At 66.9% G+C, this 11452-nt stretch carries 10 protein-coding genes, 1 tRNA gene and 1 pseudogene; 7 read left to right on the top strand and 5 right to left on the bottom strand.

What is annotated here, in order from left to right; genetic code table 11:
* Positions 1-156: 156 nt before the first annotated feature.
* The 5 genes from CDO44_RS03475 to CDO44_RS27975 are packed head-to-tail and all read left to right on the top strand — an operon-like array spanning position 157 to position 4797.
* Positions 157-1035, top strand: a complete 879-nt coding sequence (locus CDO44_RS03475) for a xanthine dehydrogenase family protein subunit M (RefSeq protein WP_087778954.1) — start codon at positions 157-159, stop codon at positions 1033-1035.
* The gene (locus CDO44_RS03470) at positions 1032-3317 is read left to right on the top strand and encodes a xanthine dehydrogenase family protein molybdopterin-binding subunit (protein ID WP_087778952.1); all 2286 of its coding nucleotides are present in this window, start codon (positions 1032-1034) and stop codon (positions 3315-3317) included. The genes CDO44_RS03475 and CDO44_RS03470 overlap by 4 nt, the downstream gene beginning before the upstream one ends.
* Positions 3314-3799, top strand: coding sequence for a (2Fe-2S)-binding protein (locus tag CDO44_RS03465; protein WP_233146024.1), 486 nt, complete (start codon positions 3314-3316; stop codon positions 3797-3799). The genes CDO44_RS03470 and CDO44_RS03465 overlap by 4 nt, the downstream gene beginning before the upstream one ends.
* 12 nt (positions 3800-3811) lie before the next feature.
* Positions 3812-4423 carry a CoxG family protein gene (locus CDO44_RS03460; RefSeq protein WP_087778950.1) on the top strand — a complete coding sequence of 204 codons (612 nt, stop codon included), beginning with the start codon at positions 3812-3814 and terminating at the stop codon, positions 4421-4423.
* Positions 4420-4797 carry a RidA family protein gene (locus CDO44_RS27975; RefSeq protein ID WP_087778948.1) on the top strand — a complete coding sequence of 126 codons (378 nt, stop codon included), beginning with the start codon at positions 4420-4422 and terminating at the stop codon, positions 4795-4797. The genes CDO44_RS03460 and CDO44_RS27975 overlap by 4 nt, the downstream gene beginning before the upstream one ends.
* A 409-nt stretch (positions 4798-5206) precedes the next feature.
* On the opposite strand, the pseudogene CDO44_RS28315 reads toward CDO44_RS27975, so the two are convergent.
* Together CDO44_RS28315 and CDO44_RS03445 are read right to left on the bottom strand one after the other, a co-directional pair.
* A pseudogene (locus CDO44_RS28315) lies at positions 5207-6187 on the bottom strand (AMP-binding protein); the annotation flags it as partial.
* Positions 6180-7115, bottom strand: coding sequence for a LysR substrate-binding domain-containing protein (locus tag CDO44_RS03445; RefSeq protein ID WP_087778944.1), 936 nt, complete (start codon positions 7113-7115; stop codon positions 6180-6182). The gene CDO44_RS03445 and the pseudogene CDO44_RS28315, both read right to left, overlap by 8 nt.
* Positions 7116-7433: 318 nt before the next feature.
* On the opposite strand from CDO44_RS03445, the gene CDO44_RS03440 reads away from it, so the two are divergent.
* Positions 7434-8543, top strand: coding sequence for an acyltransferase (locus tag CDO44_RS03440; RefSeq protein ID WP_087778962.1), 1110 nt, complete (start codon positions 7434-7436; stop codon positions 8541-8543).
* A gap of 197 nt (positions 8544-8740) precedes the next feature.
* Entirely contained in the window at positions 8741-9775 is a 1035-nt protein-coding gene (locus tag CDO44_RS03435; RefSeq protein WP_087778942.1) for a TerC family protein, read from the top strand.
* A 104-nt stretch (positions 9776-9879) separates the two neighbouring features.
* Here CDO44_RS03435 and CDO44_RS03430 read toward each other — a convergent pair.
* The 3 genes from CDO44_RS03430 to tpiA form a co-directional block, all read right to left on the bottom strand.
* A tRNA-Leu gene (locus CDO44_RS03430) sits at positions 9880-9964 on the bottom strand.
* 51 nt (positions 9965-10015) lie between these two features.
* Entirely contained in the window at positions 10016-10438 is a 423-nt protein-coding gene (secG, locus tag CDO44_RS03425; RefSeq protein ID WP_087778940.1) for a preprotein translocase subunit SecG, read from the bottom strand.
* Positions 10439-11218, bottom strand: a complete 780-nt coding sequence (gene tpiA, locus CDO44_RS03420; protein WP_087778937.1) for a triose-phosphate isomerase — start codon at positions 11216-11218, stop codon at positions 10439-10441.
* Positions 11219-11452: the final 234 nt, after the last annotated feature.

The raw sequence follows: 11452 nt of genomic DNA, 5'->3' as shown, positions 1-11452 counted from the left end.
GCAGATTCGTCAGGCTGACGTTGCCGCGCTGTCGCGGCAAACAGTGCTCGATCTGCTGATATTGGGCTTCGGTGATTTCCATACCCGAAGTATACGAGCAAATTCATTTAGTGTGAACACGCCCTAGGTCCCCGGATCCGGACAGAGGAACACGACATGTCCCCTTTTGAACTGCTGCAACCGTCCACCCTGGACGACGCGCTCAAGATCATTGCCGCGCCCGGTTTTGCCGGCCGCCCGGTGAGCGGCGCGACTGCGATTTCGCTGATGCGCCGCGCCGGCGTCCTGAACGTGGACAGCCTGGTCAGCCTCGAGGGCCTGCGCGACGGCCTGCGCAAGATCCGCGTCGGCGACGACGGCCAGGCGCGCATCGACGGGCTGGCCACGCTGGGCGAGATGGAGCGCCACGCGGGCCTGTGCGCCTCCCACCCGCTGCTGCCGCAGGTGTTCGCCACCCTGGCCAACCCCCGTGTGCGCAACGTCGCGATGATAGGCGGCTATCTGTCGCACGGCGATCCTCACATGGACCTGCCCCCCGTGCTCAGCGCCCTCGGCGCCCGGGTGGTCGCGCAGAGCGTACGCGGTACCCGCGAGATCGCGGTGGACCAGCTCTACCAGGGATACTACGAGACCTCGCTGGAAGCCGACGAGCTCATCGTCGGGCTCGTGATTCCTCGCCAGCCCGCCTGTGCCTACTACAAGAAGGTCACCACCCGCGCCCGCCACGACTGGCCCACCCTGGGCATCGCGGCAGCTTTCGACCTGGACGGCAGCCGGATCGCGCGGGTCCGGCTATTCATCGGTGCCGCCACCGACCGCCCCATGCGCCTGCAGCAAGCCGAAGCCGTGCTCGAAGGCCAGTCCTGGTCGGCGGAGCTGGGCCGGCGCGCCGCGCGGGCGGCGGTAGACGAGTCCACGCTGGTTCCCGACAGCCACGGCAGCATGGAATACAAGCAGGCCCTGCTGCGCGCCTATCTTCCCGAGGTCTTCGAGCGGGCCCTGCAGGCCCCCAAACCGGCAGCGAGACAAGCATGACGACAGAACGCCCTCCCCTTACCCGGCTCGGCAAAGGCCTGAGGCGCCTCGAGGCCGTCGACAAGGTCACCGGCCGCGCCAACTACACTCACCACGTATCGCTGCCAGGCATGCTGCATGCCAAGATCGTACGCAGCCACGTTGCCCACGGCCGTCTCGTTGGAATCGACACGGCGGACGCGCTTGCCGTTCCGGGCGTGTATGGCGTATTCACCGGTGCGGATATCCTCAAGATCATTCCCGAGCCCTACTACGGCCCCGCCTTCCACGATCAACCCATTCTCGCAATCGACAAGGTCCGCTATGTGGGCGAACCCGTGGCTGTGGTCGTGGCCGAATCGCCCCACGTGGCCGAGGACGCGGCCGGCCTGGTGCAGGCCGACATCGAAGAGCTGCCCGCGGTGCTGGACGAGATCGAGGCCATGCGCTCGGACGTCTACGTGCACGACTCCCTGCGGCCAGCCGGTACCTTTGCCGACCTCAAGCACCTGAACGGCATCCGAGACACCAACGTGGCACTGACGTTCGGCGTCAAGAAGGGCGATGTCGAAGCGGCCTTCAAGACCGCCCACCGCGTATTCAAGAACACATTCAAGACCCACCAGGTCATGCACGTGCCGCTCGAGCCCATGGTGTCGGTGGCCGACGTGCACAGCGCGCACGCGTATGTCTACACGGCCAGCCAGACTCCCTCGTTCGCCCGCACCGAGATCGCGCGCCTGCTGGGCTGGCGCGAGAACCAGGTCACGATCAAGACCGCGTTCCTGGGCGGCGGCTTCGGCTGCAAGCTCTACGTCAAGCTCGAGCCGCTGGCGGTGGCTCTGAGCATGCTGTGCCAGCGGCCGGTACGGGTCGCGTTGACGATGGCCGAACAGTTCTACACCATTACCCGCCACCCGACCACCTTCAACATCGAATCGGCGGTGGACGAAAACGGCCGCATCGTCGCGCGCCGCTGCGAGGTAATCTGGAACGGCGGCGCCTATGCCGACATCGGACCGCGCGTCACGCAGAAGTCCGGCTTCACCGCCCCCGGCCCCTACGACATCGAACACGTCGACGTCACCTCGGTCGCGGTCTATACCAACCGGCCCCCGGCCGGCGCTTTCCGCGGTTTCGGCATCCCGCAGCTGGTATGGGCTTATGAAAGCCAGGCCGACATCATGGCGCGGGAAATGGGCATCGACCCCGTCGAGTTCCGCCTGCGCAACGTGCTGTCCGACGGCAAGCGCCACGCCACCGGCACCGTCATGAAGGATGCCGCGATTTCGCAGGTGCTCAATCGCGTGGCGGAACGCTTCGGCTGGAACAAGCCCTTCGAACGGACGACGGGGCGTTTCCGGCGCGGGCGCGGCATAGGGGTGGGCATCAAGGCCTGTGTCTCTCCCACCACGTCGGTGGCTGCCGTGTCGGTGGCTGCAGACGGCAGTTGCAGCGTGCAATGCAATACCGTCGACATGGGCCAGGGCTCGGATACGTTGATGGCCATGATCGTTTCCGAAGTGCTGGGCGTGCCGGCGGAATCGGTGTCGGTGGTCAATCCGGACACCGATGCCTCGCCCTACGACATGGCGACGCTGGGTTCGCGGTCGACGTTCCACATGGGCCACGCCGTCCGCCTGGCCGCCGAAGACGCGCTCGCCAAGTTGCTGGCGATGGCCAAGGAGGTCGGCGTGGAGCGTATCGATCCGGCGGACCTCGGCACGCTGTTCGTCCGCAAGTTCGGCATGCAGGCCGGCACGGTCATCGGTACCGGCGTCTACAAGCCTACCTATCAGTCGCCGGACAAGAACACCGGCCAATCCGAAGACATCACGCCCAACTGGATGATAGGCGGCACCGCCATGGAGGTCGAAGTCGATACCGAGACCGGCATGTACACCATCCTGCGGATGGAAAACGTCGTCGACTGCGGCACCGCCCTCAATCCGCTGGTCGTCCAGACCCAGATCAGCGGCGCCGCCATCATGCAGCTCGGCACGGTCACGCTGGAGGAGATGGAATTCGACGAACAGGGCCAGCTGCGCAACGCCGGCCTGTCGGAATACAAGATCCCCGGCATCCAGGACATCCCGCGCGCCATCGGCCGCGAGGCGGTGGACGCCTACCAGTCCAACGGTCCCTTCGGCGGCAAGGGCGTGGGCGAAAGCGCGACCTTCGGCGTCGCCTCGGCCCTGGCCGCGGCCATCGAGGACGCCGTGGGCGTCCGCATCACGCAACTGCCCATCCGCCCCGAGAAGATCTGGGAAGGCATGCGCAACAACGAGAGGGCCCAGCTGTGAGCACCCATCACATCGACATCGAATTCGAACTCAATGGCCGCCCCGAACGCCGCCACGTGGATGTGCGCGACAACGCCATCGACATGCTCGGCCGCTGCGGCCTGAAAGGCGCCCGCGAAAGCTGCGGCCAGGGCTTGTGCGGTTGCTGCACCATCTACGTGGACGGCGCGCCGGCCTCGGGTTGCCTCTATCCCGCCTGGAAATTGCAGGGCAAACAGGTCGAGACCCTCGAAGCGCTCAACACCGCCGGCGGCGAACTCGACCCCATCCAGCAGGCCTTCATCGATTGTGGCGCCTTCCAGTGCGGTTTCTGCACGCCTGGCTTCGTGATGATGACGCGCAAGCTGCTCGAAGCCCATCCCGACCCCACCGAGGCCCAGATCGAACATTACCTGTCCGGCAACCTGTGCCGCTGCGGCACCTACCCGGAAATCACCGCCGCGGTGCGGCTGGCCGCCAAGCGCGCCGGCGCCCGCGACTGAGGAGCACACTGCATGGAAATGGCCGCCGAGCGCCTGATCGAAGCCCCGCGCAATGAAGTCTGGCGCTGCCTGAACGACCCCGAAGTCCTCAAGGCCTGCATCCCGGGCTGCGAGTCCATCGAAGCGACCGGACCCGACCGCTACAAGGTCGCCATGGTCGCGGCCGTGGGTTTCATCAAGGCCAGGTTCGTGGGGGACCTCACGCTGCAGAACAAGATAGCCGACACGTCGTACGACCTGAGCTTCAACGGCACCGGCGGGGCCGCCGGCTTCGGCAAGGGCGCGGCCAGCGTCGCGCTCAGCGATGCCCCGGGCGGCACCGTCCTGGCCTACCAGGTGAAAGCCCAGGTCGGCGGCAAGCTGGCCCAGGTCGGGGCGCGCGTGATCGACGGCGTGGCAAAGAAAATGGCGGATGAATTTTTCCAGCGGCTGGACCAGGTCATCACCGGCCCGGACGCGGACGCCACGACCGCTGCGGCGACGACGGATCCACGGGGTCATGCAGGCAGCGCCGCCACCGGGTCCGTGGTACCTGCGCCCGTGTCGCGCGCCTGGATCTACGTCGCAGCGGCGGTCGTGGTCGCCATTGTGGCGGCCGTCGCCTTCAGCGGAGGCGGCGCATGACCCCCTGGCCCGTCACCCGCCTCGCCGCCCCCGCGGGCCACTACGTCTATGCCATGCAGACGGGCCACCTGGTGTATTTGTCGGGCGTTCTGCCCGACCTGGCGCGCGGCCAGGACTTCGCCACCCAGTTCGATACCTGCTTCGAACGCATCGAGGCGATCCTGGCCGAGGGCGGCCTCGGCCTGGCCCAGGTCGTGCAATGCACGGTCTATCTGTCGGACATCGCCCTGTGGGACGAATTCAACCGGCTTTACCGCCGCCGCCTGGATGCGCACCGGTGTGCGCGCACGGTGGTTCCAGTGGGGCCGCTGCACTTCGGCGCCCAGATCGAGGTGCAAGTGGTGGCGGAAGCGACTCCGTCAGCCGCTGCCTGAGCTGGCGGCGCGAAATCTTGCCGTTGGCCGCCAGCGGAATGCTGTCCAGCTTCCACCAGTAGACCGGCTGCCACGCAGCCGGCAATTCCGTCGCCAGGCGTATGGCCAGGTCATCGGCCTGCACTCCTGGCGCGCCGGTGAAGGCACAGCCCGCCACAGCCCCGTACGTGGCGTCGTCCACGCCGAAGACCACGGCCTGCCGCACGCCGGGCACTTGCTCGATATGGCGCTCGATATCGCTTGGGTGGATATTCACCCCGCCGCGCAGGATCATGTCGTCGGCCCGGCCCATGAGCGCCAGCCGGCCGGTCGCGTCGAAACAGCCCAGGTCCTGCGTGTCGACCTGCGTATCGCCGAGCCTCTGCGCGGCGCCGCCCACGGCACGCGTGGCCAGCGCCGCATAGGGCGTCGACACCAGTATCCGCCCCGGCTCGCCGGCCGCCGCGTCGGCTTCGCGCCGCACGGCCACTCGCACGCCGGCGACCGGGAATCCCACGCGGCCGATCTGCCTCGCGCCCTCGTCCGAGCCACAGATCCAACCCAGCTCGGAACTGCCATACAGGTTGATGAGCGGAATGCTCCACGTCTCTTCCGCCCGCTGCCACAGCGACGCGGCCAATTCCGAGGAACTGCACGAGTACCTCGCGAGCGAGGCGGGCAATCCCCGAACCACTCCGAGCATGATGCGCACCATGCTCGGCACCATGGGCATGAAGCGGATCTCCCGCTCGGCCAGCCAGCCGGTCAGCTTCGACGCGGAGAACCTCGGCGCGACATGCAGCTGCGTACCCACGGAAAGAAAGGGCATCAGGCTCAGGATCTGCGCCGAATACCAATTCATGCCCCGTACTTCCAGGCAGGGCTCGCCTTCGTCCAGTTCCATCAGGCGCGCCGAGACGTCGCCGTTGTGCCGCAGCGCCGTGGCGGACTGATAGACCAGCTTTGGCATGCCCGTCGTCCCCGACGTGCAATTGACCAGCACCGTGCCCGCCGGCATCGCCGGCGCGCCGGTCTCCTGCGCCAGCGGCAGGCACTGCGCCCCCGACGGCGCGAGCGACAGCATGCCCGACGGCCGCGCGGTGGCCAGCAGGGCCCGCGCCGTCTCGGCCGGCAGATAGTCCATGTCGATGTTGAGCACGGCCGCGCCCGCCATCCACGCGCCCAGCCACAGCACGATCTTGTCGACGCCGTTGGCCGAAGGCAGCAGGTACAGCGGCGGTTCCGTCCCGCTCGGCGGCGGCAGCGACCGCGCCACCGCGCGAGCCTGCTCGTACAGGCCGCGCCCGTCGAGCATCGCGCCGCCGGTATCCGCCAGCGCGAGCCGATGCGGGTAGCGGCTTGCGCGCCGCGCCAGGCAGGACTCGACGAACTGTGCGAACTCGCTAGCCATGGCCGAACAGCGCCTCGGGCTCCATGCGGAAATGCCCGGCCGCGCGCTCCAGCAGCCAAGACCGGAAACAGGCCACCTTCTGGTGTTCGTAGCGGCTCTCTGGCGTAGCCAGGTAGTAGGCCGACTTCGATTTCAGCCGAGGGCCGAAAGGCGACACCAGCGTGCCGCTGCGCAGCGCGCGATTGACCAGCGGCGTGCGCGCGATCACCACGCCCAGCCCCTCCACCGCTCCCGCGAGCGAGGTGAGCTGCATGTGCATGCCGAGCTCCATGCGGGGCTGCGTGTCGCCCAGGCCCGCCGCCGCCAGCCACTCGGGCCAGTCGTCCTCGTACAGGGAGGTGAAATACGTGCGCAGCCACGTGGTCTCGGCCAGGATCGCCGCGGGCTCTTTCCCTTCCTTGCCTTGCAGCAAGCGCGGCGACATCGCGGGAAAGAAATGCTCGTCGCACAGCCAGTCGCACTTGACCCCATCCCACTTGCCCGATCCATAGCGGATCGCCACGTCGTAGGCATTGATCTGGAAAGCATCGAAGGCCGACGTGGTCGATAGCTGGAGACGCAGATGCGGATAGGCCTCGCGGAATTCGGGCAGCAACGGAATCAGGCATTCCGTCGCGAAAGTCGGCAGGCAACTGATGGAGAGCGTATGTTCGTTCCCCCCCTGGCTGACGCGGTCGGTCGCGGTCGACAGCTCCACCAGCAGGCTGCTGACGGCTTCCAGGTATTCGGCGCCGGGAGTGGTCAGGGAGATCTTGCCCTTGGCGCGGACAAACAGCGCCGTGCCCAGGCGGTCCTCCAGCGAGCGGATCTGGTGGCTGATCGCCGCCTGGGTCAGATGCAGCTCATTGGCCGCCTTCGTGAAACTCAAGTGGCGGGCGGTCGCCTCGAAAGCAAGCAACGCGTTCAACGGCGGAATGAAAGGGGGCATTCACGGGCTTCCGTCGGTGGAGGGCGAGTGGCGGAATTATAACTGGGGCCCCATGCGCCGGCCGGACCGCGCGCCGTCCAACGGCACGAGCGGCGCCTCCCCCACAAGGCTTAGGCGCCTCGTCCGCCATGCTCGCGTGCACGCCGGCGGACCGCCCGGACCGGGGTTACCCGGAGTGCCCACGCCTGCCACATGAAGCCAAATGGAGCATGGCGGCCTCCAAGCGCCCCATCGCACAATCCGCCTCGATAGGCAGTGGTGTGTGCGGCGACTTCGCCCGCGCCGCGCCATGGCATGAATGGCGACAAAGGAGCGATCTTGGGACTGTTGCGCACGCTGCTGGCCTTCTCGGTGCTGCTCGATCACGTATGGGGCGGAGACAGGGAGACCCTGCTGGGCGGACGCCTGGCGGTCCAGACCTTTTATCTGATCTCCGGTTTCCTGATCTCTTACGTGCTCACGGCCACCGATACGTACCGGCACGCCCAGCTCAGGTTCTACCAGAACCGCTTCCTGCGCCTGTACCCACCCTACCTCGTCGTCGCCCTGCTCACGCTGATTGCCCATGCGGCCCTGGGCACCGATTTCCTGTCGCGCTATGGCGAGATCCCGAGCGATGCGGCCGCGGTGCTGTTGCTGTCCAACGCCCTGCTCGTCGGGCAGGACTGGGTCATGTTCATGGGCGTCCACGATGGCCAGCTGGCGCTGACCGGCAGCTTCATGGACAGCGACGTGCCGCTGCATGAAGGCCTGCTCGTGCCGCAGGCATGGACATTGTCCGTGGAGCTCGCCTTCTATCTGGTGGCTCCCTTCCTGCTGATGTCGCGCCGGTGGCTGTGGCTGGCGCTGCTGGCCTCGCTGGCGCTGCGCGCCGCGCTGATCGCCACCGGTATCGGCCGCGCCGACCCGTGGACCTACCGCTTCTTTCCATCGGAGCTCGCGTTGTTCCTGGCCGGCGCGCTGTCGCAGCAGGTCCTGTTGCCGCGACTCGAACGGCTGTGCACGCGGCTGCCGAGGTTGCCCGCACTGGCCGTGGGAGCGCTGGTGGTCTATACGGTGGCGCATTTCCACATGCCGATTGCGCCCACGTTGCGCGACGCGCTGTTTCTCGCGGTGGCCGTCGCGCTGCTGCCGCTGGCATTCATCTTCCAATGCCGCCATAAATGGGACCGCGCGATAGGCGAGCTCAGTTATCCGCTCTATATCTCGCACATGCTGGTCATCCTGCTGTTCGAGCACCTGGCGGCGGGATTCAAGGCCGCGCATCCTGCGGCCGCAGTAGTGGCAGTCGTCGTTGCCAGCCTGGCGGCAGCCGCGGCGCTCAACCTGACGGTAGGCACGCGCGTCGAGCGCTGGCGGCGGCGGATCAAGGCAGCGCCGGCGTCGGTCGAGCCGGCCCCCGGGGGATGGGCCCCGGCCGGCCGTTGACAGACGCCGCCCATGCTTGATTAAATCTAAGCTCTCTCACGGGGAGTAGCCGGAGCGGCATACGTTCCCGCAGCGTCGTCAGTACGGAGACGGGCCGCCCACGGGCTGCAGCCTCCCGGCGCGGCGGACCGCGTTTTTCGCGGACGGCGAGACCGGACGAGTCTTTCGTCAACTATCTAACCGATAGAGGTCTCCCCATGGTATCCACGGGCACCCCGCTGCTGTGGTCGCTGTTCGCGGCCTTCGTCCTCGTCGCCCTGCTCATCGATTTCTTTGCGTTGAACCGCCAGGGTGCGCACAAGGTCTCCCTGCGCGAAGCCGCCATCTGGTCGCTCATCTGGGTGGCCACCAGCTTCGTCTTCGTCGGCCTGGTGTGGTGGTGGCTGGGCGGCATGGGCGACGATGCCGGCACGCGTGCAATGGCCAACGACAAGGCGCTGGAATTCATCACCGGCTACCTGGTGGAGAAGGCGCTGGCGGTGGACAACATTTTCGTCTTCCTGATGCTGTTCACCTACTTCGCGGTGCCTGCCGAGTTCCAGAAGCGCGTGTTGATGCTGGGCATTCTCGGGGCACTGGTATTACGCGCCATATTGATACTGGTGGGAGCGTGGATGATCGCCCGCTTCCACTGGATCCTGTATGTCTTCGGCGCGTTCCTGGTGTTCACCGGCGCGAAGATGTGGTGGGCCGCCGGCCAGGAGCCGGACCTCGAGAACAACCCCGCGCTGCGCTGGCTCCGCGCCCGCATACGCATCGCTCCCGATTACGACGGCGAGCGTTTCTTCACGCGCGTGGACGGGCAGAAAGTCGCCACGCCGCTGCTGATGGTGCTGCTGCTGATCGGCATCGTCGACGTGGTGTTCGCGGTGGATTCCATCCCTGCAATCTTCGCCATCACCACCGACCCGTTCATCGTGCTCACGTCCAACGTGTTCGCCATCCTGGGCCTGCGCGCCATGTATTTCCTGCTGGCCGGCATGCAGGAGCGGTTCCACCTGCTGCCCTATGGACTGGCCCTGGTGTTGGTGCTGATAGGCGTGAAGATGCTGCTGATCGACCTCTACCACATCCCGGTTCTGTGGTCGCTCGCCGCCACGGGCCTCATCCTGGCCACGACCATGGTGCTGTCGCTGCGCATTCCGCCCAAGGATGCGGCCGGCACAGGCAGCGCCTATCCCTTCCGGAGCAAGCCCAGCGAGGGCCAGCGCCACAAGGCACCGCCGCGCTGACGCCGGGCACGTCCTGCGTTGGGCGGTCCGATGCAAAAAAACCCGCGATCTCATGGAGATTCGCGGGTTTTCGGGCTTTCAGGACAGGCTGAAAGTTTGAATCCTGGTGCCGTCGGCGAGACTCGAACTCGCACAGCTTTCGCCACTACCCCCTCAAGATAGCGTGTCTACCAATTCCACCACGACGGCTTGCGTGAGCCCGCTAGTATATAACATTTGCGGGCTCTTAAGGAAGCTTCCTTACTTTTTCGGCGTTTCCGGCTGGGCGGGCGCATTCTGCTGCGGAGCCGGAGTGGCCGGGACGGCAGGCACGGATGCATCGGGCGCCGCGGCCGGCGGCGTAGCAGGCGTCGAACCAGGCACGGTCGGCACGGTCTGGTCGGGGTTGTGGTTTTCCATCACGCCGCCTTCCGGTACGGACGAGGCCGGGCGGCCCAGGTAGGCCAGCGCGGCAGTCGTGATGAAAAAGACCACGGCAGCCCACTTCGTGGTGCGGGACAGGAAGTTGGCCGCGCCGGCGGCGCCGAACAGGCTGCCGGCCGAGCCGCCGCCGAAAGCGGAGCCCATGTCGGCGCCCTTGCCTTGTTGCAGCAGCACCAGGACGATGATAGTCAGGGCGGAAATGACCTGCACGATGAGCAGGACGGTAAGCAGTACGGACATTCAAGCACTCCGGGTTGTTGCGCCCGCCTCGGCGATGCGCAGGAAGTCTTCGGCCACCAGCGAGGCGCCGCCGATCAGGCCGCCGTCGATGTCGGGCATGGCGAACAGTTCGGCGGCGTTGGCCGCCTTGACGCTGCCGCCGTACAGCAGGCGCACGCCGGGGCAGCCCACCCGCTCGAGCGCGGCGCGAATCGCGGCATGCACTTCCTGGGCCTGTTCGGGACTGGCGGTCTTGCCGGTGCCAATGGCCCAGACCGGCTCGTAGGCGATGACCATGGCGGCCACGGCATCCTTGCCGAGGGCCAGTACGGGGGCCAATTGCTCGTCGATGATGGCCAGAGTGCGACCCGCCTCGCGCTCGGCCAGCGTTTCGCCCACGCAGACCACCGGCGTCAGGCCTGCGCCGAGGGCGGCCTTGGCCTTGTCGGCCACGACCTGGCTGGTTTCGCCATGCATGCTGCGGCGCTCGGAATGGCCGGCCAGCACATAGCGGCAGCCGAATTCGGCCAGCATGGGGCCGGAGACTTCGCCGGTGTAGGCTCCCTGCTGGTGGACGCTGATGTCCTGGGCGCCCCAGGCGATGTCGGAATCGGTCAGGGCGGATTCGGCCTGGGCGAGGTACGGAAACGGCACGCAGACGCCGACGTCGCAAGAAGCGGCGCCGGACGACTGGTTCCAGGCGCTGCGGATGGCCGAGAGCAGTTGCCCGTTGGCAGCCAGGCTGCCGTGCATCTTCCAGTTGCCGAGCACCAGGCGGCGGATATTCTGTTTAGTTGCCATCGACAAGGATCGAAAAACGCCCGCGTAATCCAAAAAATACGCGGGCAAAACCTCGATTGTATCGGCTCCGGGCCGCTGCTGCAGCCCGTGTCGTAAAAAATGCCCCCACGCTAGGCCTTCGGCCGTCGCTGCCCCCCGAGGGGGCCTTTTCGCCTTGGGGCGGCCCGGCGGCAAAAAATGCCCCCACGCTAGGCCTTCGGCCGTCGCTGCCCCCCGAGGGGGCCTTTTCGCCTT

It is taken from the genome of Pigmentiphaga sp. NML080357 (assembly GCF_002188465.1).
Classification (GTDB): Bacteria; Pseudomonadota; Gammaproteobacteria; order Burkholderiales; family Burkholderiaceae_B; genus Pigmentiphaga.
This window is presented reverse-complemented; position numbering and strand designations above follow the sequence as displayed.

Bases quoted from the DNA above. Each gene is read 5' to 3' on its own strand.
- CDO44_RS03460 (WP_087778950.1), top strand. From the start codon at position 3,812: ATGGAAATGGCCGCCGAGCGCCTGATCGAAGCCCCGCGCAATGAAGTC.
- tpiA (WP_087778937.1), bottom strand. From the start codon at position 11,218: ATGGCAACTAAACAGAATATCCGCCGCCTGGTGCTCGGCAACTGGAAG.
- CDO44_RS03445 (WP_087778944.1), bottom strand. From the start codon at position 7,115: ATGCCCCCTTTCATTCCGCCGTTGAACGCGTTGCTTGCTTTCGAGGCG.
- CDO44_RS03470 (WP_087778952.1), top strand. From the start codon at position 1,032: ATGACGACAGAACGCCCTCCCCTTACCCGGCTCGGCAAAGGCCTGAGG.
- CDO44_RS03435 (WP_087778942.1), top strand. From the start codon at position 8,741: ATGGTATCCACGGGCACCCCGCTGCTGTGGTCGCTGTTCGCGGCCTTC.
- secG (WP_087778940.1), bottom strand. From the start codon at position 10,438: ATGTCCGTACTGCTTACCGTCCTGCTCATCGTGCAGGTCATTTCCGCC.
- CDO44_RS27975 (WP_087778948.1), top strand. From the start codon at position 4,420: ATGACCCCCTGGCCCGTCACCCGCCTCGCCGCCCCCGCGGGCCACTAC.
- CDO44_RS03475 (WP_087778954.1), top strand. From the start codon at position 157: ATGTCCCCTTTTGAACTGCTGCAACCGTCCACCCTGGACGACGCGCTC.